The sequence below is a fragment of the Celeribacter sp. genome (assembly GCF_048266405.1).
GTDB lineage: Bacteria > Pseudomonadota > Alphaproteobacteria > Rhodobacterales > Rhodobacteraceae > Celeribacter.
The window spans coordinates 1-22,709 of the sequence record NZ_JBLWZO010000022.1 but is presented as its reverse complement, the minus strand read 5'-3'; the positions used below and the strand labels follow the sequence as shown (position 1 = coordinate 22,709).

Sequence of the window (22,709 nt, the reverse complement as noted above, 5' to 3'; positions counted from 1 at the left end):
AATCAAGTGGCCCGACCTTCCCAGGTCGGGCCGTTTTTTTTGTCTGTGATACGGAGACCTATGAGACGGGTGCGGGGGTGCCGGTTTAAGAGGGTGGAGCGACTTTCTATGGGGCTGCTCTTGTAGGTTTGGATTTAGGGGCGTCACCGCTCGCCACAGTGGTGGTTTCCTCTGTTCGGTTTTCCGTTGGCCCCTCATTCATAGTAAGAGATTGCTGGTTGGATTTTTCTGAAACCCGATTTCCCAGCCATTTGTATTTGGAGTTTTCGCTCGTATTTTGTTTTGGTTGACCGAAACCACCTGCTGTTTAGGCGGAATAGACCACGCGGAATCCTGTGTGGGAGGATGTGGAATCAGGGGTGTTGCCCGTACGCGCAGCGATCCTGTAGCGGTAGCAGTAGCTGGCGTGGCACAGGAACGATCCCCCTTTGAGCAGCCGCTGCGCACCGCCACTGTCTGCATTGCGAGCGGTTTTCTTGAGCGAACGGACACGGAAGGGGGCTGCTGTCCATTCCCAGACATTGCCCACCATATTGTAGAGGCCATAGCCGTTCGGCTCGAAGCTGATGGCTGGCGCGGTTGAGGCGTAGCCGTCGGCGCAGGTGTTCGCGTGCGGGAATGTGCCTTGCCATATGTTGCAGGGCTGGAAGTGGTCGTCGTCAGGTTCCCTGTCTCCCCACGGGAACCGCACATCTCCCAACCCGCCGCGCGCGGCGTGTTCCCATTCATGCTCTTGGGGAAGCCGCCCGCCTGCCCATCGGGCATAGGCGGTTGCATCATTCCATGACACGTGAACGGCGGGATGGTCGTCGCGGGCGGGGTCGCCCTGCGGTCCTTTTGGCATGGCCCACGTCGCGCCATCCACCTTGCGCCACCATTCCAGCCCGTCCACGCCCAGCGTATCTGACAGCCCCTCGGGAAGGTGGGTGTAAAAGACGAAGGACCAGCCGAAACGCTCGGCTTCGGTGACATAGCCTGTGGACTCGACGAAGCGGCGGAAGGCCGCGACGGTGACTGTTCCGCACTCCCAGTCCAGCGGTTTCACGCGGCGTTCGGTGAGCGGGGCTTCCCCATCGGCGGGGATGATGGCATCTGCTGTTCCGACCAGAGCCCGCCCGCCCGGCACGCGCACGCAATCGCGGGGGAGGGGGGGCGCCCCGTTGCCCGCTTCTGTTGTGGAGGCGGGTGTGTCTACGGGTTTGGAGGGGGCGGTTGCGTTACGGCTGGCGCAGCATGTCTTTGTCTCGCTGCTCATCGGCTTCCTAGTCCCCCTGTTTGCGTTGGACGATGCTGAGACGGTCGACCAGGTGGCGTCCCGCATCCCGGACGTGGTGATATAGGGTCTCTACCGTGCCATCGACATCCTGACGTTTGATACATTCGATTAGTTTGCGATGCTCGTGAAAAATCGCCTCGCGGCGACCGATTGCAACAGGCACGCGGGTTGAGATGGCCCAGAGAATCTGGCGGTGCTGTTGCCACAGTTTGTAGGCCACGCGGTTGTAGTGGTTGCCGTAGAGCGTGGTGTGGAACTGGCAGTCGAGATCGGCATGTTTGCCTTTGTCGGAAAAATTTAGTCGCTCGATCTCATCCTGTATCGCCTCCAACCTGTCGATGTCGTCCTGACTGGCGGTTTCGGCAAAGAACCTGACGAGATAGGGCTCGAGTTGCTGCCCGACTTCGCTGACGTCACGGACGAAGTTCGTGTCAATGGTGCGGACCCTAGCCCCTTGATTTGGAGTAAAAACCACCAATCCTTCACCGCGCAACTGTTGCAGAGCCTCACGTACCGGGTTTGTGGATACCCCGTATTTCTTGGCCAGATCGCTGACTTTCAAGCGTTCGTTTGCGGGGAGGTTTCCTGCGAGAATCTCGTGGCGGATCTTGTGGAAGATTGCGTTCTCGCCCTCGTTTTCAGCGCTTGCCCTGATCGAGAGAGGAAATTGAGTTGTTGTCATCGGCCTGTCCGTTCTGCGTCGTGCAATGGGTCGGGCAAATGGCCCGCAGAAATTGTAAAAATGATGTACTATTTTTTATTAATTTGATCAAATGTATCGTAAATGACTTGTCGCCAACCTGTCAAACATATTACGATTGGTGATGTGGTTGCGTGTCGTGAAGACTCAAAAGCCGCACCGATTCACTCATGACTGGAGAGACCACCTTGACCCGCAAGCCCAATGTCATTCTGATTTCAACCGACCAACAGCGTGGCGATTGCATCGGTCCCGAGGGGCGCGGTGTGAAAACCCCCGGGATTGACCGCATCGGTGCGCGAGGCGTCCGGTTTTCCAAATGTATCACGCCGCACCCCATGTGTCAGGCCGCGAGGGCTTCGATCCTGACGGGCAAACTCCCCTATAGTCACGGTGTCCGTGATAACGGGCGTGATCTTGATTACAGCTTCGGGGCGCAGGGGCTGGCGGGTCTGTTCGGTGCGGCGGGCTATGACACGCATTTCATCGGCAAGGCGCATCTGTCCAGTCAGCAGACGTTCGAGCCGACGGGGCGTCCCGAATGCTATACGAGCGCCAAGGATTTCGGATCTGACTGGCACGGAGAATATTTCGGGTTCGATAATGTGCAATTGATGTTGCGACCCCATCACCACACGAAATGGTATCCCGCCCCTGAGACGTTGCACTACGAGAACTGGTTGGACGCGGATGGTAAAGGGCAAGAGCGTTGGGACCGCGCCAAAGACCCCCTGCCGCCAGAACCGCGCAACTTCCAAGCATGGCGGTCCGCGCTAGAGAAGGAGTGGCATTCTACGCCTTGGATCGGAGAGCGCACGATTGAAATGCTTGACGAGCAAGGCGAGAAGCCGCTCTTTGCCTGGGTGTCCTTCCCTGATCCCCATCCGCCCTTCCTTGCGCCGCGCCCGTGGTGCGACATGTATGATCCCGACGAGGTTGTGATTGCCAAACATCCCGAATTGGATCTCGACAATCGTCCGTGGTGGCACCGCGAGTTTTTGGCCGGGCGCGACAAGATCAAGCAGGGCGCGGAGCATAATGCGGGCGGCAAGGACTGGGGTCAGCGCGGGGATATGTCGGAGGCTGCGATCCGCGAGATCACGGCGATCTATTTCGGCATGATCTCGGCGGTGGATCAACAGGTCGAGCGCATTCTTGATACGCTTGAAGCGCGCGGCGAGTTGGATAACACCATCATCGTCTTCATCTCCGATCACGGCGAATGGATGGGCGATCACGGGCTGCTGCTCAAGGGGCCGATGCTCTATGATGGGCTGTTGCGTGTGCCGTGTCTGATCTGTGGGCCTGGCATTGAGGGTGGCAAGGTGATCAACGATCCCGTGAATACGATTGATATCCGAAAGACGCTGGCCGAGCTTTGCGGTCTGGATGCAGAAGAGGACAATGGCACGTCGTGGATGGGGCTGATCAACGGCACTGAGAGTCGCGATTTTGCGTTGAGTGAATTCGAAGTGGATGCAAAGCGTAGCGCCATTGATCTCGATTTGCGTACGGTGCGCAGCCAGCGCTACAGGATGTCGGTTGATCTCAACACCAACACGGGAGAACTTTATGATATGGAGAACGACCCTGATGAAATGGTGAACCTCTTCGATGATGCGGGTGCGGCTGCGATCCGCCGCGAGCATATGGATATGATCCGCGCTCGTGCCGATGACGAAATCCCGCGTGCGCCGCGGGTCGGCTGGCACTGATTCTTGGAGGTCTCGAACGGGATCGTGCGGCTACGGCTCGCCGCTGACTTCGGTGCGCGGATTACCGAGCTGACTGACCTGCGCACGGGCCGTAACTGGATTGTATCGGGTGAGTGCAGGGGGGCGACCTCTGATGATGCCAATTATATTGAGGCCGTACCGAACGGATGGGACGAGTGCTTTCCCACCGTGGCCCCCTGTAATGTCTCGGCATGGGGTGGAGGTCTTCGTGACCACGGGGCGCTCTGGGGGCGCCCGTGGGATTGTCGCGCCACGCGATCTGGCATTGTTGCGACCTACGACGATCCGCGCTTCCGCTTTCGCCGCGCGATCCGTCTCGCGGGTGACTATGTCTTATTGCGCTACACGCTGATCTCCCGCCATGATGCGCCACTGCCGTGGCTGTGGAGTCAGCATTGCCTGTTGGCCTGTAGGGAAGGAGAGCGCATTGTCGCCTCTGGTATAGGTACTTGGCGCGATGCGGAGGGCAGCGAGGTGATGCTCGGTCCTGTCCTCGGACCCGATGCCGGCGTGGCGGGTAAGTATTTCGCCCCCGTGAAGGGTAAGGCAGCTGTGGCACTTTCAGGCCCGCAGGGCGGGGTGGAATTCTCGTGGCGTCTACGGGACGCGGCTTGCGTCGGTCTTTGGTTCTCTTATGGCGGATGGCCTGTTGAAAACCCCCTCTACCAGATCGGAATCGAACCTGCCTCGGCACCGTTTGGCGCTCTTTCGGATGCGATTAAGGCAGGGAGGGCCGCGCAATTAATGCCGGGGCAGAGCCTGCAATGGCAGTGCAGACTGCGGGTAGCCTCTGGAAATCGTGTATAAAAATGGTCCCTATCGCCAAAATCGTACATTATATTAGAAAATAGTGTACGAGTTACGACCCTAATGATAATATGAAAGTTAGGAGGATTCTAATTATGACACGAACCATGACTTCTTTACTTGGCTTGGCGCTTGCCACGAGCCTCATGCCTGTGGCTGCAAGCGCGCAGACTGTCCTTGATGTTGTCGCTTGGAAAGGCAGCGAAGCGCAACCTGCAGGCCTGCCTGAGCTTATTGAGAAATTCGAAGCTGAAAACCCTGACATTGACGTGGAGCTGACCTATGTCGCGCGTAAGGATGTCGACAAGGTGATCCCACCGCGCCTTCAGGGTGGTAATCCGCCTGACGTCACAATGGTCGACAGTGCGCTGGTGGACCTTTGGGGCGGGGCAGGGTTCCTGACCGACCTTGGCGCCGACAGCCCGTGGTACGAAACGATGATCCCAGCGGTGCGCGATGTCATGTCCTCTGGAGACGAAATTCTCGTCTATCCGCTTGAGGTCGTTGGCATGGGCAATTTCGTCAACATGGACCTGTTGGCAAAAGTGGGCATTGAGAAAGCGCCCGTCACGCTCGACGAGCTTAAAGCTACATGCAAGGCTCTGGCCGCAGAAGGTATCGCGCCAATGATCTTTGCAGGGACGTTCCCTGCTATGCTCTATGTTGGGGCCAACGGGATTGACCCGAACGGGATTTCCCCCGCTGAATACGGCTCTGGCGAGCGGACATTTGTCGGTGACAAGAATTTCAACGCCTCCCTCGACAGCGTTCGTGATTTGGTCGACGCGCAGTGTTTCGATCCTGAATTGCAAGCGGGTCTCGACCCTTGGGCTACCGCACCGCAAGAGTTCCGTTCAGGCAACGTTGCAATCTTGCCGCAAGGCGCGTGGAATATCGGTAACTTCTCCGATGTTGAGGGGCTCAACTACCAATTCGCCCCGATGCCCTCGGCCTTCACCGAGTATGGCCTCGCGCTTGACCTCGTCGGCCCCGGTTGGGCGATACCGCGTGATGCCGAACATGCAGACGCCGCCCGCAAATGGGTGGACTTCTTTACTGTCGAGGAAAACCTCGCAGTGTTCCTGAAAGAGGATGGTGCCTACAGCCCCTATACGGGCGGTACGCCGACCATGCCTGATCTCACCGCGCCTTATACGCAGGCGCGCGATGCAGGTAGCTTGATCCTCTGGCCTTTTTCCACGCTCGAATTCCCCAAGCCGCTTCAGTCGGAATGGGAAGACAGTCTCACAGGCTTCTTGCTCAACATCGATAAACCCAATGAAGATACGCTGCAGCGTTGGGACGACGTGGTTGAAGACAACCTTTAAACTTCATGTGGCCCGCCTCGTGTGGGCCACATCACTCCGCTATTGAGGGGGCGAGCTATGCGCGCGCGACATTCACTCTACTGGTTCACGATACCAGCGATCTTGGTGATCGGATTATTCTTTATCTATCCGGTCTTCCTGACCTTCGATATGAGCTTGACCAATTTCAAAGGTATAGGCGAAGCCAAGGACGTTGGCTGGCGCAACTATGAACGCATCTTTACGCGCGACCGCTACATCCGCGAGATCTGGCTGACATTGTGGTATACGGTCATCGTCGTCTCCTCGCTCACTGTTACGGGGCTGTTCTTTGCCGCGATGCTGCACCGGCTGCCGCTGATCCGCAACTTCAGCCGCGCCGCGCTTTATACGCCTGCGATGATGTCCTTTGTGGTTGTCGGCTACGTGTGGCAGTTCCTCTATTCCCCCCTCAACGGCGGGATCAACGTCGCCCTGCGCGATCTAGGTCTGGGTGCGCTGGAGCAGAACTGGCTCGGAGATCCCAATCTTGCCCTCTATTCGGTGGCCTTTACACAGATTTGGATGTTCACGGGTTTCACCTGTGCGATCTTCCTTGCAGGCTTTGCGGGCATTCCCGAAGAGATCAATGAGGCAGGGCGCCTTGAAGGGGCGTCGAGCTGGCAGCGGTTCCGCTATCTTGAGTTCCCGCTGCTCGGCCCGTCCATTACCGTCTCGGTTATGTTGACAACCATCGGCACGCTCAAGACCTTCGAATTGCCCTTCATCTTGACCAAAGGCGGCCCCGATGGCGCGACGCGTCTGATGTCCATCGACATCATCGACAACCTCTTTGGCCAGTATAAATTCGGCTTCGCCAGCGCCTTGTCCATCATCATGTTGGTGATTGTTCTCGCGGTGGCCTTTGTCCAAAACAAAGTTTTGCGTGATCGGGAGAATGCATCATGAACCGTTCAGACGCACACACTCCCGTACGCGGTGTTGATTGGGACCTCACGAAACGCAGAACAAAATCTGTCTTGGTGCATGGTATTGTGTTGGCGCTTGTTGCGATCATGCTCTTGCCGCTCATTTACATGGTGATGATGTCGTTCAAGACATCAACTGAACTCGCTCAAGACCCGCTTGGCCTGCCTGACAGTCTCTATTGGGGCAACTATATGGAAGCGCTGTCGTCGATGGGCTATGTCCGCTCGGTCCTCAACTCGATGGGCATTACTATCTCGGTGATTGTCGTCGTTGTGTTTGCAGGGGCGATGGCTGCCTATCCGTTGGCGCGTTTGCAAAACCGAGTAAGCCGTACCATTGTCATGGTGATGGCGCTCGGGCTGGCGACGCCGAACTTTGTTACGATCACGCCCATCTATGTGATCTTCCGCGATCTCGGATTGCTTGACACCTATCTCGGCATCGTTCTGGCTTTTGCCGCATTGAAACTGCCGTTGGCGGTGTTCTTCTACACTAGCTTTATTGCCGCAATCCCCATCGACCTCGAAGAGGCCGCGCGGCTTGATAATTGCAACAACTGGCAGATTTTCTGGCACGTGATCCGTCCGCTGCTCGCGCCCGTGACCGCCACGCTCTCGCTGTTTGTGATGATCATGGTGTGGAACGATTTCATCTATCCACTGCTGCTTCTCACCGACAAAGACAAGTTGACGGTCATGATCGCTGTCTACAAATTCGTCGGCAACACTGGGATCGACGCGACCAAGCTCTTCCCCGCAGCCGTTCTGGGATCGCTTCCGCTGTTGATCATGTTCGCGGTGTTCCAACGCAAGATTATGGCCGGTGCTACGGCAGGAGCTGTGAAATGAATCTCGATAAGAAACATATCATCGTCACAGGCGCGGGCGCAGGTATCGGCCTTGGCATTGCGAAGGCCTGCCGCGCGGCGGGGGCCGAAGTGACGGGAATTGATATCAACCCTGACGGCGCAAAGGTGTTGGCCGATATCGGCGCGCATTTCATGCAGGTCGACGTCACCGATCTTGACCGTTTCGAGGACGCGATTGACCAAGCGCATCAGCGTGCCGGCCGTCTCGACGGTATGGTGAACAACGCGGGCGTCACTATCAAAGCGCCCTTCCTTGAAATGACCCGCGAGCAGATGGAGACGCTTTGGACCGTCAATCAACGCTCTGTCCTTGTGGGATCTCAGGCGGCGGGGCGGATTATGGCTACGGCGGGGACGGGCGCGATCGTCAACCTATCGTCGGTCCATGCGCGTGCCACCAATCCGGGCCATGAGGGCTATGCAGGCACCAAGGCCGCCATTGCAGCGATGACACGCGCGATGGCGTGGTCACTGGGGCCAATGGGCGTGCGCGTGAATTCGATTTGCCCCGCCATGACCCGCACCGAAATTGTTGATGCGGCAATGGAAGACCCCGCCAATGACGCGCTCTTCCGCTCGTGGACGGCGGACGGGGAAGTGACCACCGTGGATGAAATCGGAGCGTTGGCGGTGTTTCTGCTGTCTGACGCGGGCTCGGCGCTTAACGGCTCCGAGGTCGTGGCGGATCGGGGCATGTCCGCGCTTCTGGATGTATTTGATGTGAGGAGAACCTGAAATGGCCGAGCTAGCGCTCCAGGATGTGATCAAGCGCTATGGCGCGACGCAGGTGGTTCATGGTGTGGACCTGACGGTTGAAGACGGAGACTTTTGCGTCTTCGTTGGTCCGTCGGGCTGCGGCAAGTCGACATTGCTACGCATGATTGCGGGGCTTGAGGAGACCACGGAAGGGTGGATGACCATTGGTGGTCGTGACGTAACCCACGCCGATCCCGCCAAGCGCGGCGTGGCGATGGTGTTCCAGACCTATGCGCTCTATCCCCATATGACCGTGCGCGAGAATATGAGCTTCGGTTTGAAGATCGGCGGGGCCGACAAGGACGAGATCAAGCGCAAGGTCGATGCCGCTGCGCAGATCCTCAAGCTTGAAGACTATATGGATCGCAAGCCCAAGGCGCTCTCTGGCGGCCAGCGCCAGCGTGTCGCCATCGGTCGCGCCATCGTGCGTCAACCCGATGTGTTCCTCTTCGACGAACCCTTGAGCAACCTTGATGCGGAGTTGCGTGTCGAGATGCGCGTGGAAATCACCAAGCTGCACAAGAAGCTCGGTGCGACAATGGTTTACGTGACCCATGATCAGGTCGAAGCGATGACTATGGCTGACAAGATCGTGGTGCTACGTGACGGGCGGATCGAGCAGGCGGGGGCACCCGTGACCCTCTACGAAGACCCCGACAATCTCTTCGTCGCGGGTTTCATCGGGTCGCCGCGCATGAACCTCTTCGATGCTACCGTGACCAAGGCGGAGGCGGGGGTGGCCCATGTCACCGTGCCGCGCCTTGGCGATCTGGTCGTGCCTGTGGCGCTGAATGATGTTCCGCGCGACGGGCAGGCGGTGAAACTCGGCCTGCGGCCCGAGCATTTCAATAGCGACGGGGAGCTACGCGCCGACCTGAATATCGATGTGGTCGAGAACCTCGGCGGCGTCTCCTATGCCTATTCCTCGCAGGACGGCGATACCCATCCCGTGATCGTCGAATTGCGTGGCAAGTCGCGCCCCGAAGCGGGCGGCGTCCTGACCGTCGGTTTCGATGCCAGCTCCGCGCTGCTCTTCGACGCAAAAACCGAACAGCGTATCCGCTAGATCACGCTTCGGGCGCGGCCTGTCTGTCGGGCCGTGCCTCCTCCCACCCCGTGCCCGCCTCCCGAAAAGGGCAGGGCGCACGGGGTAAAATCCCCCTCTTCAAACCCGCCAAATAAACTGCGCGCTGTGCGCAGAACCACCCGCATCTTTTGCCCGAATCCCGCGTGGACAGGCGCGGTTTTCCCTGCGCCCGTGAGGCGGTATGGGCACCAAAACGGGTTTCGGAACGGCACCGCGCGGCGGGGCTTTTCGCGCGAATTTGGTGCGAAATGGCAAAATCGGGCGGCGCATGTCGGCTGCTTCGTTTCTTGGTGTGTCCGCAAATGTAAAGCAATATCAATCTATTGCGTGCAAATTTCTCATTTACGCCTAAAATATCTGGACTCGTCAAACATATGATGTTTAGCATTGTGGCATGCTTTGGCGCGTGATGAGGATGATGCGCGCTGATCATAACATTTGACACCGGCCCTCGGGTGAGCGGGCCGGTTTCGGGGGGAGCTGTCTGACGTTCTTCGACGCAACCGCCCGTGAAGCGGCCCCAAGAATGGGCGGCACAATCACCCGCTATGACGTGCCTTTGGCACTTTGACATCTAGGAGGAGGATAAGATGTTCTCGAAAATTAAGAATGGCGTTCTAGCGACAGGCGTTGCCGCATCGGCTCTGATGGCGGCTGGCAGCGTGTCTGCCGAGGATCTCGTGGTCATGCTGCTGCCTGAGAACGTGAACGCACGCTGGGAAAAACAGGATGCGTTTTTCTTCAAACAAGCGATGTCTGAAATGGCACCAGATGCCACTGTCGAAGTATTCAACGCCAACAACGATGTGGCCACCCAACAGCGTCAGGCCGAACAGGCCCTGACCCGTGGTGCCAAGGTGCTGGTCGTGATCCCGATTGACGGCGAGGCTGCGGCGATTATTGCCGATGCTGCCGAAGAAGAGGGTGTGCCCGCCATCGCATATGACCGCATGATGCAGTCGCCTAACACCGATTTCTGGGTGCAGGCGGACATGTTTGCCACTGGTGCCGCGCAGGCGCAGCATGTAGTGGATCGCACGAAAGAGGGCGATACACTCGTTCTGCTGAAAGGGTCGCCGACCGACCCGAACGCTGGTGTGATCTACAACGGGCAGATGTCCGTGCTTCAACCGCTGTTCGATAGCGGTGAGCGCGTTCTTGGCTATGAGAACTGGACGCCAGGTTGGGACCCCGCGATTGCGCGCCGTTCCATGGATCAGGCGCTGACGCAGTTGAACAACAATGTTCAGGGCGTTGTCTCCTCCAACGACGGTAATGCGGGTGCCGCGATTGCCTCGATGGCGGAGCAAACGGGTCTGGTCGGAAACGTGCCCGTCACGGGTCTCGACTGCACCGTTCAAGCCCTGCAACTGATCCTGCTCGGTGAGCAGACGCAATGTGTCTGGCGTCCCTTCGAGGAAATGGCCACTGTGACCGCCAAGGTGGTGACGGCGCTGTTGAACGGTGACGATACTTCCAATCTGGTTCAGGGCACTGTCAAGAATGACGCCGATGCGGACATTCCCTTCGTGCCTGTTGATTACTATGAGGCCGTCGGAACAGAAGGTGTTGCCTACGTTATCGAGCATGACCTGTCCGTCACCAAAGATGCGGTGTGCGAAGGCGTCGCAGCCGACACCGACTTCTGCAAGTCGTAAGCCATGATGTCGGATATTGTAGAAACGGAGGCGGGGCCAGAGGCCCCGCCGCTTCAACCGCACCTGTCGGTGACGGGAGTGTGTAAGCGCTTCGGCGGTGTCGAGGCGCTCAAGGACGTCAGCTTCGACGTGGCGCGTGGCGAGGTCGTCGCACTCGTCGGTGACAATGGCGCGGGGAAGTCGACCCTGATGAAGGTGCTTGCGGGTGCCCATAGTGCGGACGAGGGGCAATTTACCCTCGACGGCAAACCCGTCACGGTGACATCGCCCAACGAGGCCGCCGCTCTGGGCATCCAGATCGTCTATCAGGATCTGGCCCTTTGCGAAAATCTTGATGTTGCGGCGAACCTGTCATTGGGGGATGAGCCGTTGCGTGCGGGCTGGTCGTTCCTGCCGCGTTTTCTGCGGCCGATCGACGACATGGAGATGGAGGTCAAGGCGCGAGCGGCACTTGATGTGTTGCAGGTCAAGACCCTCAAATCCGTGCGGGCAAAGGTGGGCGGTCTGTCGGGCGGTCAGCGTCAGGCAATCGCTATCGCGCGGGCGGTCGGGGCCGACAGCACAGTGGTGCTGCTTGATGAGCCTACGGCGGCGCTCGGTGTGGCGCAGACTCGTCAGGTTCTAGATGTGGTTAAACGGCTGCGCGATACGGGCCATGCGGTTGTCTATATCTCGCACAATTTGCGTGACATTTTCGAGGTAGCGGATCGCATAACCGTTCTACGGCATGGTCAGAATGTCGCCACGTGGCGCACGCAAGAGACCACACCCGACGAGATTGTCGTTGCGATGACGCGGGGCCTTGATGGCGCGCCGCAGACCAACCCCTCCTCCCATTCAGAGCGAGAGTAACATGACACTCCTTGAACGATTTGTGCAGATGCGTTCCACAAGGTTCGGGGCCTTTGTGCCCGTCCTTTTTGCGTTGATTGCCATCTGGACCTACTTCGGGATCACGGAACCTGCGTTCCTGAGCCCGCGAAACTTCTACTTCTTGTTTATGCAATCGGCTGTTGTCGGAACGCTGGCCGTTGGCATTACCCTCGTGCTGCTTCTCGGCGACATCGACCTTTCGGCGGCTGCAACCGCGGGGGTCTGTGCTGCGCTGATGGCGGTGCTGATCGTGGCGGGGGTGCCAAGCCCGTTAGCCTGTCTGCTGGCCATGGCCCTCGGTGTTTTCATGGGCATGTTGCAAGGCGTCCTGACGGCCTATGTCGGCATTCCTGCCTTCGTTGTAACCTTGGCAGGCTTGCTGGGATTTCAGGGTCTTATGCTCAAGATTTTGGGCGTGAACGGCGCAATCAACATGCGCGATCCCTTCGTGCGGGGGCTGACCACGATCTCCCTGTCTCCGACGATCGGCTGGGCCGTCTCCGCGCTTTGCATTGTCTGGTTCTCATGGATCACCCTGTCGCGTCAGGCCAAGCGCAAGGCGCGCGGGCTGGAACTCGACACGCCGATGGCTGTTTGGGGGCAGATCGTCTTTTTCGCCGTGCTTGTGGTCGCGGCTGTGGCGACGCTCAACAGCTATCGCGGGGTGCCTTTGCTGGTGGTCTTGCTCGTCGGGCTTACGGCGCTTCTGGGCTGGATTACGACATCGACCCCATTTGGACGCTCGCTGTTTGCCGTGGGCGGGAATGCCGAGAGCGCGCGTCGCGTCGGGATGAACGTCAAGCGCATCCGTGTCGCGGCCTTCGCTCTGGTGGGGCTGATGGCGGCCATCGGTGGGATCGTCGGCGCCTCGCGCTATGCCTCGGTGTCCTTCAACGCCTTTGCGGGCGGGCCGTTGCTGCTTGAGGCGATCGGGGCCGCTGTGATTGGCGGCACCTCGCTCTTCGGCGGGCGCGGGTCGGTCTGGAACGCTATTCTGGGCGCGCTGGTGATCGGCTCTCTGGGCAATGGGTTGGACCTGTCGGGCGCAAGTGCGGCGGACAAGCTGATGTTCTCGGGCGCGATCCTGCTTCTGGCCGTGGCGATTGATGCCGTGTCGCGCGCGGGTGGGGAAACCGCGCGGTGATGTGCAGGCTTTTGTGAAGCAAAAACGAGGAAGTGTGGCATCATGACCATGTCCGATGAAACACGACGTGTCTTGGCGGGGATCATGGATATCCTTATCCCCGCCAACCCGTCCCGTAACATCCCCGCAGGGGGGCTTGCGGAAGTGGTGGATTTCGTCGTGGCGCAGGAGATCGACGGGCTGGACCTGTTACTCGAAACGGCCGCGCGGGCCTTGGACGGCGCAGAGCCCCTCTCTCCCGAGACCGTTCGCGGGCTGGAGATGGCGCATCCGGAGAGCTTCGCGGCGCTGCTGCGTGCGACCTACATGGGCTATTACAGTCGCGCCGATATTCGGTCGTGCCTCGGTGTGAAAGAGGCACCCGTCCATCCCGAGGGGTACGAGGTCGCGCCTGAGCCTCCCGCTTTGCTGGAGGCGTTGACGGCACCCGTGCGTGCGCGGGGAAAGGTCTATCGCGATGCGTGATGAGGTGAAAAACGATCCCGTGGACGTGCTGATCGTGGGGGCAGGGGCCTCGGGGGCCGCGATCGCATGGTCCCTGCTCGAAACCCGTATGCGCATCTTGTGCCTTGAACAGGGGCCGCGCATGTCGGACACGGATTTCCCCAGCCGTCAAAGCGACTACGAACTGGCGCGATACGGTGCCTTTTCGGCCGATCCCAACGTGCGGCGGTTGAAGCAGGACTATCCGATCAACAACGAGGAAAGCTGCATTGCGCCAGTGAACTTCAACGCGGTCGGCGGCTCCACGATCAACTTCCTCGGGCACTGGCCGCGTATGAAACCCTCGGATTTCCGCGCAAGGACACTTGATGGCGTGGCCGATGACTGGCCGATCACCTATGACGACCTCGCGCCCTTCTACGACGAGAACGACAGGATGACGGGCGTGTCAGGGCTGGCGGGCAATCCCGCCTATCCAGAATACGCCCCCGACAATCCACCCATCCCGATCGGCAAACTGGGCCAGACGCTGGCGCAGGGCTTCAACAGGCTCGGTTGGCACTGGTGGCCGTCGGATGTGTCGATCCTGAGCCGCGACAGTGACGGGCGACACAGATGTGTGAATGCGGGCACCTGCGATTTGGGCTGTGCAGTCGGGGCCAAGGGCGGCGCGAATTTCACCTATTGGCCGATGCTCGAAAACGCAGGCGTCGAGTTGCGAACGGGGTGCCGCGTCCGCGAGATCGAGGTCGATGACGAGACCGGATTTGCTAAGGGGGTTCTCTATCACGGCGCGGACGGGCAGGTGCATCGTCAGGAGGCCGCGATGGTCATTCTCGCCTGCAACGGGATCGGCACGCCGCGCCTTTTGCTCAATTCCCGCTCGAAACAATTCCCCGACGGGCTTGCAAACCGTTCGGGGCAGGTGGGGCGAAACCTGATGTTCCATCCGCTGACAGGCGTGTCAGGCGTATTCGACACGCCGATGGAGGGGCACAAGGGGCCGATGGCCTGCTCGATCTTCAGTCAGGAGTTCTATGAAAACGACCCCTCTCGCGGTTTCGTGCGAGGCTACGGGTTGCATTCGGGACGCTCGACCACCCCGATGACCTTCGCTTTGGGTGGATACGGGATCGACGCGCCAATCCCTTGGGGAGAGGCGCATCGGGAGATGATGGACGAGGTCTATCCCTATCTGGCCAGCCTGACGGTGGTTACGGAGGATCTGCCCGAGGCGCACAACCGTGTGACGCTCGATTCTGATCTGGTGGATAGCGACGGCATCCCCGCGCCCAAGGTGACATACCGCCTGGGCGAGAACACCCGCGCCATGCTCAAACATGGACAAGAGCGCGCACGGGAAGTGCTGCTGGCGGCTGGTGCCAAACGCATTCTGGCCAATGACCCAGAAGAGGTCTGGTGGCGGGCGGGATGGCACCAGATGGGCACATGCCGGATGGGAAACGATCCCGAAACATCCGTGGTCAATGGCTGGGGACGTAGCCATGACGTGCGCAATCTTTTTATCGTCGACGGGTCGATTTTTGTCACGGCGGGGGCGGTCAACCCGACCTCTACGATACAGGCGCTGGCGCTTTATATTGGGGACCAAATTAAGGCGAATATCGGGAACCTGTTTGATTAGGAATATGCGCATAATCCTCGGCAAAATTATCTCAAGGGTTTGATTAGTAATCATTTTTGAAGGTAGAGAAATTCGCCGGTACGGAGAACAAATGACTCGACTTGCGAAACATCATATGTTTAAGTTTGCGCATGTCTGAAGAGCTTTATTACAACCTCAAAGACAGCCACGGGGTGACGACGAGCCTTGCCCCGCAGGTCTTGCACAAATTGAGCCGACGCATTGTTGGCAGGCTCCCTGCCAGAGGATACGATATTTCGACTGAAGGAAGTCTTACGGATTTCAAATCCCGATAGGGCTGTGACCGAATGTACTTCTGCGCAGACGGTTTGATGCGAAAGGATATGAGATTTCTGTGCCGTTCGATGGTTCGGAACAGGAGTGGTGACGCGACGAGGGTTCAATCAAGACGCGCCACCGGATGAGCCGCCTCGAAAGAGGCCATTCAACACCGACGGCCTGAAGCAGCAACTTCAGCGCCGTCATTTGGGAGGATAAAATGTTTTCCAGTCTTAAGAAAGCTCTCGTTGCCACGGGTTTGGCGACCAGTTCACTATTGTTTGCAGGGACCGCAGTCGCCGAGGATCGAATGGCGCTTTATGAACCCTTTGGGGAAATTCCTGTGCCAAGCGAGAAGTACCGGATCGGTGTCATTCTCAAGACCTTCAACAACGATTATTTCATCGATCTGCGCAACGGGTTTCAGGACGCCGCTGACAAATACGGCGTCGATGTCGAATTCTTCGCCGCACCAGGCGAGACCGACCTTCTGGTACAAAAGCAGTTGATGGAAGACATGCTGGTGCGCCAGTTCGATCTGATCGCCGTCAACCCCAGCTCGACCTCCAACCTTCTGGAGCCTGCGGCCCGCGCAACCGAAATGGGTATTCCACTTATCAACGTGAACGACGCCTATATCTCGCCGGAAGATCAGGAAAAGCACAACATCGACATCATCTCCTTCATCTCGACCGATTGGGCGGAGCAGATGCGCAACCACGTGCGTTACTGTGCAGAGAAACTCGGACCTGAGGGTGGGAAAATCGCTCATATTATGGGCTTCCCCGGATCGACCGCGGCGACCCTGCGTCTGTCGGGTTACGAAGAGGAACTGGCGAAATACCCGCAACTTGAAAGCGTGGCCGTGCTGCCCGCTGATTGGGATCGCAAGAAGGCCATGGATGTCGCGGGCGATATCCTGCAGTCCAATCCCGAAGTCGACTGTATCTCCGCGTCCAATGACAACATGGCGCTTGGGGCGATTCAGGCGCTCAAGAATGCCAACCGTCTGGGCGATGTGATCGTGATGGGCTGTGACGGTATCCCCGATGCCGTGACCGCGATCAAGGAGGGCGAACTCGATGCAACGGTCGCATTCATGCAATATGAAAACGGCTACAACACCATCGAGGCGGCCATCCTCTACCTCGAAGGCAAGGGCGACCTGATCCCTGATACGATCTTTGCAAATCAGGAAATCTGGGATGCATCCAATATTGACGACAAGATCGCCAATTACGGACGCTACTACTCCGGTATGGCGAAGCTGAGCGAATAACAGCGACACTCTCAAGCGGCCGGAGGTCTGTGCCTCCGGCCCAACTGCGCAAAGGCATATTCCATGTATCAAACGACGCCATCAGGGCGCGCGCAGGGCGTTTTGCCTGCGCTGGCCCGATTTGTCCGGTCCATGACCGTTACGGCACTTCACACATTGCGCCAGAGTTGGGGGCTGATCGCCGCACTCGCGGTGCTCGTAGTGATCTTCAGCCTCTCCTCACCCTATTTCTTCAGCCCGCTGGTGCTTGAGCGGGTGCTGACCAATGCATCCTTCACCCTGATCATGGCGACGGGAATGACGCTGGTGATTGCGACGGGGGGAATTGACGTTTCCGTCGGGGCGACGCTTGCGCTTTCGTCCATGGTTGCGGCGGCCCTAATGGTCGCAGGCGTGCCCGTTCTGCCCGCCGCCCTCGTGGGGATTGGTATGGGCATGGCCATCGGCGCGGCCAATGGCGCAATTATTTCCTATCTCAAACTGCAACCCTTTATCGTCACGCTGGCCATGTTGAGCCTTGCGCGCGGGATGACGTTGATCATTTCGGGCGGTGCTCCTGCTTTCAACTTGCCCGACGCATTCACCTCCGCTTTCAAGGGCGACATGGTGATCGTGATCGGTTTGGGCGTGCTGCTGCTGACAATGCTGGTGATGCACCGCAGCCGTCTTGGCGTCCAGATCCGCGCCATCGGGGGCAATGAAAGCACCTGCTACATCTGCGGGGTGCGCGTGAACGCCCTGCGGGTCGGGGTCTACTGTTTTCAGGGGTTTCTGGCGGTTCTGGCAGGTTTCACCATGACGGCCTCATTTGATGCCGCCGAGCCTACGGCGGGGCTGTCGACCGAATGGCTCGAAGCTATCGCTGCCCCGATCATTGGCGGCAACACGATGTCGGGCGGGCGTGCGCGCCTGTTCGGGACGCTGATGGGGTGTCTCATTCTGGCGACCATGCGGTCGGGTCTGAACATCTCGGGCGTGCCCGTGTCGTGGCAGCAGGTGGCCATCGGAATGATCATCGTCGGTGCCGTGGCGCTCGATGTGGGCACGCAACGCAGAAAAGGGGCAGGGACGAAATGATTATCGAAGCAAAAAATATCACCAAGCGCTATGCGGGAACCGTTGCCCTGCACGACGTGGATTTCCAGATCGGCGAAGGCGAAGTGCTGGGCCTGATCGGTGAGAACGGTGCGGGGAAGTCAACGCTGATGCGTATCCTGTGCGGGATCGAGCAACCCTCAAGCGGCGACATCTACCTGCGCGGGGAGAAGGTGCATTTTGCCGACCCGCAAGAGGCTCAGGCCGCAGGGATTGCCATGATCCCGCAGGAAGTCCTCTTGGTGGACGAGTTGAGCGTCGTCGAGAATATCTTTCTCGGCCATGAAATCTCCTCGCGTATGGGACTGGATAAGGCGCAAATGACACAGGCCGCGCGCCGCATTCTCGATGAGCTGGAATGCGGGCATATCGATACCGCCCGCGCCACGGGGAGCCTGCCGAAGGGGGCGCAGCAGATGATCGCCATCGCCCGCCGCATCATGCAGGGCGGAGACGTTTTCGTCATGGACGAACCCACGGCCTCCCTCACGGGGGACGAGACCCGCGCCCTGTTCCGTATTCTCGAACAGTTGAAGGCACAGGGTAAATCCAGCGTCTTCATCTCCCACCGTCTCGAAGAAATGCTGGAGATCTGCGATCGTATCGTAGTGCTACGCGACGGGGAACTCGTGGGGAACTTCCCCAATCAGCAAGGTGAATTGCGCAAGGAAGAACTGGTCTCCGCCATGGTCGGCAATACCGTGGCCAACGAATTCGCGAGACGGGTGTCCATCCCGGGCGAGGTGATGTTGGAACTCGACAATCTTGAGGTTCTGACCTTTCAGGGGCGTAAGACTCCGCCCGTTTCCCTGACTGCACGTGCGGGGGAGGTCGTAGGCATTACCGGTCTGGCGGGTGTCGGCAAGACCGAGCTTGCGCATGTGCTATCGGGTCTGCGCGCTCCCGCTGGCGGTTCCATGCGGCTCAAGGGGCAACCGCTGACACTGCGTTCGCCCGTTGATGCGCTCCACAACAAGATCGGGCTTGTCTCTGAAGACAGGCGCGCCGAAGGGCTGGTGCTCGGCCTGTCGGCTCTGGCCAATATGACACTCACCAGCCTGCGCCGCTTTGTCGGCTGGACAGGCATCAACCGCGACGCGGAACGCGCGGTCGGGCTTGAGATGAAAGACAAGCTGAGTATGAAGCCCGAATATCTATCCCGCGAGGCCAATTTCCTCTCGGGCGGGAACCAGCAAAAGGTGGTGATAATCCGCCAACTGTGTTCGCAAACCGAAGTGTTGTTGCTCGACGAACCAACCAAGGGCATCGACATCGGGGCCAAGGCGGAAGTCTATCAACTGATCGGTGAGTTGGTCGCAGAAGGGAAATCGGCCATCCTGTTCTCCTCGGAGCCGCAAGAGGTGCTCGGGGTCTGTGATCAGATCTACGTTCTTGCGTCGCATGGTGTCTTTGGCCCCTATCCGCGGGGCGAACTGGATTATGCCTCGTTGATGGCGCTCGAATTCGGCACGGCGCAATCGCCCGCCGTTCCTCCCGAAACCCCTGCCAATCGTGAGGCAAACGCATGAAATCTCCTGTCTCCTTTCTGTCCGAACGCAACCTGCAACTGCTGCCTGCCATCATCGTGATTGCGGTGGCAATGACCTTTCTCACCGACAGCTTCTTTTCCACGCAGAACATCATAAATCTGGCGAACCGCGTCTCAATCAACCTGATTATCGCGGCGGGGATGACCCTGCTGATCACATCGGGGGGGATCGACCTTTCGGTCGGTTCCATCGTCGGCCTGTCGTCCAGCATTGCCGCTCTCTATTTCCAGAACGGCTATGACAGTATCGGCGGGACATTCGGGGCTGCCGTGCTAGGCATCGGTGTCGGCGCTCTCGTGGGGCTGGCCAACGGCGTGTTAATCGCGCTTCTGAATATTCCCGCTTTCATCGCGACGCTCGGTACGATGCTGGCGGTGCGCGGCTTGGTGTTCATCTCCTCGGGAGGGCGCACGATTATGGGGTTCAGCGACGGTTATACGAACCTCTTTTCGGGCTTTAGCTTCGGGATTCCCAATGCGGTTATCGTGGCGGGCTGCACGGTCCTTCTAGCGGGATTTGTGCTCAATCACACAGTGACGGGGCGGCTTCTGCAAGGGTTGGGCGGAAACGAGCGCTGCCTCTATACCGCAGGTATCCGCGTGAAACGTCTCAAACTGGGCGCCTATGTCGTGATGGGGATGCTGGCTGGGCTGGCGGGTCTTACCCTGTCGGCCTCCATGTCCGCCGCCGAACCCTTCGCGGGGAGCTGGTATGAGCTGGACGCGATTGCCGTCGTCGTTCTGGGCGGCACCTCTTTGGCTGGTGGGCGCGGGACCGTGGTCGGTACGACACTCGGGGCGATCCTGCTGGGCATGGTTGCCAATTCCATCAACCTTCTGGGGATCAGCGCCTATTATCAGACCTTCCTTGTCGGTGTGATGATCATGCTCGCCATTGTCATCGGCAGTCCGGTCTTCGCGCGTCAGGCTTCAAAGGCCCATTGAACGGAGGCGCTTCTGCGACGGGATCGCGGAGGCGCTTCATTCCTTATTCCTTTTGAGGATCGGTTGCGGGACGTTCGCGCAAAAGACGTCCGTCAAACCACCCCTGCACGCAGGGGCGTGCAGGGCAGTCCTGGCACGTCCATATCCAGCACGAATAAACCGCCGTCAAGGTCGGGTGAGACAATGCCCACGGCGGCGCTGGTGATGTAGAGCTGTGTCAAATCTGGCCCGCCGAAACAGCAGCTTGTGGGTCTCGACACTGGGAGGGGGATGCGGCGGAGCGTCTTGCCGTCGGGTGAGAGGCATTCCACCCGCGCCCCGTCCCAGAACGCCACCCAGATGTTGCCCGCCTGATCGACGCAGAGCCCGTCGGGTTTGCCTTGGTCGGGAGTGTAGTGGGCCAAACGTGACCGGTTGTTGACCGTTCCCGTTTCACCATCGTAGTCAAAAGCGCTTATTTCGCCCTTGGCGCTATCCACCAGATAGAAACGGCGCGCATCGGGGCTCCAGCCGAGGCCATTGGTGATGGTCAGACCGGAGACGAGTTTTTGCGGGGCCTTGTCGTCATAGCACCAAAGTCCGCCCGTCGGTCCCTTTGCCCCTTCGCTCATCGTTCCCGCAAAAAGACGCCCACGCGGGTCGGCCTTGCAATCGTTGAGGCGGTTGCCTTCAATCTGCGGCTCGGGATCGTGAAGAGGCTCAAGCGCCCCCGTATCCAGATCAAGCCGTGCAAACCCGCGCGCGGTGGCCACGATGAGGGGGCCTGCATCGTCGGTCAACAGGACCGCGCTGACAAGACAGGGCAGCTGCACCGTGGTGTTCTTGCCTGTCGCGGGATCAAAGCTATGGACCGTCTCGCGGGTGATATCGACCCAGTGCAGCACCTGCCGACGCGCGTTCCAAACGGGGCTTTCACCGCAAAGCGCACCTGCGTCGAGGACGCAGACGGGGGAGGAGGTCGGAGCGGACATATGCGTGTCTCCTGAGCTTGGTCGGATGGGGATATGTGGTCTGCCAACGCAGACAGGCTGCGCGTCTATTTGCAACTTTTGAACAGGCGCCGCGCGGCATCGGCGAGATGGTCTTTCATCCGTTCGCGTGCAGCGTCGGGATCTTTCAGGCGGATAGCCTCGGCAATCGAGAAGTGCAGGGGGATGGATTTACGGTTGCGTTGTTCGTCGGGGTTGGTGATGCGGATCGAGAGCATCAGCCCCGCGAAGATCGCATTCTCCAGCGCATCGAGATAGGGATTATTCGCCGCATGGAGCACCGCGATGTGGAACCGCGCATCACTCAACACGTATTCGCTGTTGTTGGACGCGTGGGCGTCCATCTGTTCGCAGGCGTCGAGAATGGCGGTCAGTTGCGCGTCACTACGGCGGGCTGCGGCGAAATAGGCGGCATCGGGTTCGATAGATTGGCGCAGTTCCATTAGGCTGATGAGTCGCTCGGGCTCAACAGAAATGGACTGGTGCCACATCAGCACGTCACGGTCGAGCATCTGCCAATGGCGAACATCCAGAACGCGCGTCCCGATGCGCTGGCGCACCTCGAGAAAACCCTTTGCCACCAACATTTTGATCGCTTCGCGCACCGCCGTGCGGCTGACCCCGAACTCCTCGCAAAGCGCATTCTCGTCGGGCAGCAACTGGCCGGGGGCGAAGTCGCCACTGAGGATGCGTTCTCCGAGCTTGCGCGAGATCTGGCCAGACAGGGATCGGGACAGCGTGTTGGAAGAGGTGGGCAAAGTGTCGGTCTTTTGCAGGGGCACTTATAGGTCTCCTTGTGTTTCCAAAATCATAATACCTTTGGGAGAAATGACAACCTAAAGTCTTTGATATCAAGCCTCAGACGGGAAAACCCGTCGGAGTACGTGGCTTGGTTGGGGGGGGATGCGGGGCGCGGTCGCTTCGCAAGCGCGGGGTCTGTTGCAATTTTCGAAGGAGCTGAATTGACGCGCCTTATGCAAACATATTATGTTTGTGCGTAGGTTCCCCCTTGCGCCGCAAGTACAAGTGGGGAGGCGGGACGGAGGACTGTCTGATGAGACGCGCATGTGACGAGGAGTGTGGCTGCAAAGAAGGGGAGCGTGCTGGCAACGGCCCTGCGCAGATCGCCTCTCCATCAAGAGAAGAAAGAGATTTGAACAAACCCGAACGTCTGCGCCCCTCCCTCCAAACCCATAGAAAGGACACCACGTGATCGCAAAGACGCCCGCTAAAAATATCGTTCTCTTCATCACGGACCAGTGGCGTTGGGATACCCTGAACACGCCGGGGCATCCGTGCAAGC

At 59.0% G+C, this 22,709-nt stretch carries 20 protein-coding genes; 16 read left to right on the top strand and 4 right to left on the bottom strand.

All coding sequences use genetic code 11. The features are described from left to right. Window positions 1–307: 307 nt before the first annotated feature. Together ACN0TS_RS18155 and ACN0TS_RS18150 are read right to left on the bottom strand one after the other, a co-directional pair. Window positions 308–1,255, bottom strand: coding sequence for a formylglycine-generating enzyme family protein (locus ACN0TS_RS18155; protein ID WP_417260742.1), 948 nt, complete (start codon window positions 1,253–1,255; stop codon window positions 308–310). A 7-nt stretch (window positions 1,256–1,262) separates the two neighbouring features. Then, window positions 1,263–1,958 (bottom strand): GntR family transcriptional regulator, encoded by a 696-nt coding sequence (locus ACN0TS_RS18150; protein ID WP_417260741.1) that lies wholly within the window; start codon window positions 1,956–1,958, stop codon window positions 1,263–1,265. 188 nt (window positions 1,959–2,146) lie between these two features. Between ACN0TS_RS18150 and ACN0TS_RS18145 the strand changes: the two genes are divergently transcribed. The 16 genes from ACN0TS_RS18145 (at window position 2,147) to ACN0TS_RS18070 (ending at window position 20,417) form a co-directional block, all read left to right on the top strand. Next, window positions 2,147–3,691 (top strand): sulfatase, encoded by a 1,545-nt coding sequence (locus ACN0TS_RS18145; RefSeq protein ID WP_417260740.1) that lies wholly within the window; start codon window positions 2,147–2,149, stop codon window positions 3,689–3,691. Between the two features lie 3 nt (window positions 3,692–3,694). Then, entirely contained in the window at window positions 3,695–4,519 is an 825-nt protein-coding gene (locus tag ACN0TS_RS18140; RefSeq protein ID WP_417260739.1) for a hypothetical protein, read from the top strand. A gap of 107 nt (window positions 4,520–4,626) precedes the next feature. Continuing rightward, complete coding sequence (locus ACN0TS_RS18135; protein ID WP_417260738.1) at window positions 4,627–5,847, top strand: ABC transporter substrate-binding protein; 1,221 nt, start codon at window positions 4,627–4,629, stop codon at window positions 5,845–5,847. A 57-nt stretch (window positions 5,848–5,904) separates the two neighbouring features. After that, window positions 5,905–6,774 carry a carbohydrate ABC transporter permease gene (locus ACN0TS_RS18130; protein ID WP_417260737.1) on the top strand — a complete coding sequence of 290 codons (870 nt, stop codon included), beginning with the start codon at window positions 5,905–5,907 and terminating at the stop codon, window positions 6,772–6,774. Then, window positions 6,771–7,643 carry a carbohydrate ABC transporter permease gene (locus ACN0TS_RS18125; protein WP_417260736.1) on the top strand — a complete coding sequence of 291 codons (873 nt, stop codon included), beginning with the start codon at window positions 6,771–6,773 and terminating at the stop codon, window positions 7,641–7,643. Before ACN0TS_RS18130 ends, ACN0TS_RS18125 begins: the two co-directional genes overlap by 4 nt. Beyond that, a complete protein-coding gene (locus ACN0TS_RS18120) occupies window positions 7,640–8,398 on the top strand; it encodes an SDR family NAD(P)-dependent oxidoreductase (RefSeq protein ID WP_417260735.1) in 759 nt (252 codons plus the stop codon). The genes ACN0TS_RS18125 and ACN0TS_RS18120 overlap by 4 nt, the downstream gene beginning before the upstream one ends. 1 nt (window position 8,399) lies before the next feature. Beyond that, window positions 8,400–9,485, top strand: a complete 1,086-nt coding sequence (locus tag ACN0TS_RS18115; protein WP_417260734.1) for an ABC transporter ATP-binding protein — start codon at window positions 8,400–8,402, stop codon at window positions 9,483–9,485. Window positions 9,486–10,096: 611 nt separating this feature from the next. Further along, entirely contained in the window at window positions 10,097–11,164 is a 1,068-nt protein-coding gene (locus ACN0TS_RS18110; RefSeq protein ID WP_417260733.1) for a sugar ABC transporter substrate-binding protein, read from the top strand. Window positions 11,165–11,167: 3 nt separating this feature from the next. Next, window positions 11,168–12,016, top strand: a complete 849-nt coding sequence (locus ACN0TS_RS18105) for an ATP-binding cassette domain-containing protein (protein WP_417260732.1) — start codon at window positions 11,168–11,170, stop codon at window positions 12,014–12,016. A 1-nt stretch (window position 12,017) separates the two neighbouring features. Next, the gene (locus tag ACN0TS_RS18100) at window positions 12,018–13,181 is read left to right on the top strand and encodes a sugar ABC transporter permease (protein ID WP_417260731.1); all 1,164 of its coding nucleotides are present in this window, start codon (window positions 12,018–12,020) and stop codon (window positions 13,179–13,181) included. A gap of 42 nt (window positions 13,182–13,223) precedes the next feature. Further along, complete coding sequence (locus ACN0TS_RS18095) at window positions 13,224–13,646, top strand: hypothetical protein (protein ID WP_417260730.1); 423 nt, start codon at window positions 13,224–13,226, stop codon at window positions 13,644–13,646. Then, window positions 13,639–15,270, top strand: a complete 1,632-nt coding sequence (locus ACN0TS_RS18090) for a GMC family oxidoreductase (protein WP_417260729.1) — start codon at window positions 13,639–13,641, stop codon at window positions 15,268–15,270. The genes ACN0TS_RS18095 and ACN0TS_RS18090 overlap by 8 nt, the downstream gene beginning before the upstream one ends. A gap of 499 nt (window positions 15,271–15,769) precedes the next feature. Then, window positions 15,770–16,828, top strand: coding sequence for a substrate-binding domain-containing protein (locus ACN0TS_RS18085; protein ID WP_417260728.1), 1,059 nt, complete (start codon window positions 15,770–15,772; stop codon window positions 16,826–16,828). A 63-nt stretch (window positions 16,829–16,891) separates the two neighbouring features. Continuing rightward, window positions 16,892–17,905: an ABC transporter permease gene (locus ACN0TS_RS18080; protein ID WP_417260727.1), complete on the top strand. Its 1,014-nt coding sequence runs from the start codon at window positions 16,892–16,894 to the stop codon at window positions 17,903–17,905. Next, entirely contained in the window at window positions 17,902–19,452 is a 1,551-nt protein-coding gene (locus ACN0TS_RS18075; RefSeq protein WP_417260726.1) for a sugar ABC transporter ATP-binding protein, read from the top strand. The genes ACN0TS_RS18080 and ACN0TS_RS18075 overlap by 4 nt, the downstream gene beginning before the upstream one ends. Beyond that, window positions 19,449–20,417 carry an ABC transporter permease gene (locus tag ACN0TS_RS18070; RefSeq protein WP_417260725.1) on the top strand — a complete coding sequence of 323 codons (969 nt, stop codon included), beginning with the start codon at window positions 19,449–19,451 and terminating at the stop codon, window positions 20,415–20,417. Before ACN0TS_RS18075 ends, ACN0TS_RS18070 begins: the two co-directional genes overlap by 4 nt. A 92-nt stretch (window positions 20,418–20,509) precedes the next feature. Here the strand turns inward: ACN0TS_RS18070 and ACN0TS_RS18065 are convergent, their stop codons facing one another. Together ACN0TS_RS18065 and ACN0TS_RS18060 are read right to left on the bottom strand one after the other, a co-directional pair. After that, the gene (locus ACN0TS_RS18065) at window positions 20,510–21,388 is read right to left on the bottom strand and encodes an SMP-30/gluconolactonase/LRE family protein (RefSeq protein ID WP_417260724.1); all 879 of its coding nucleotides are present in this window, start codon (window positions 21,386–21,388) and stop codon (window positions 20,510–20,512) included. A 65-nt stretch (window positions 21,389–21,453) separates the two neighbouring features. Continuing rightward, complete coding sequence (locus ACN0TS_RS18060; protein ID WP_417260723.1) at window positions 21,454–22,188, bottom strand: FadR/GntR family transcriptional regulator; 735 nt, start codon at window positions 22,186–22,188, stop codon at window positions 21,454–21,456. Window positions 22,189–22,709: the final 521 nt, after the last annotated feature.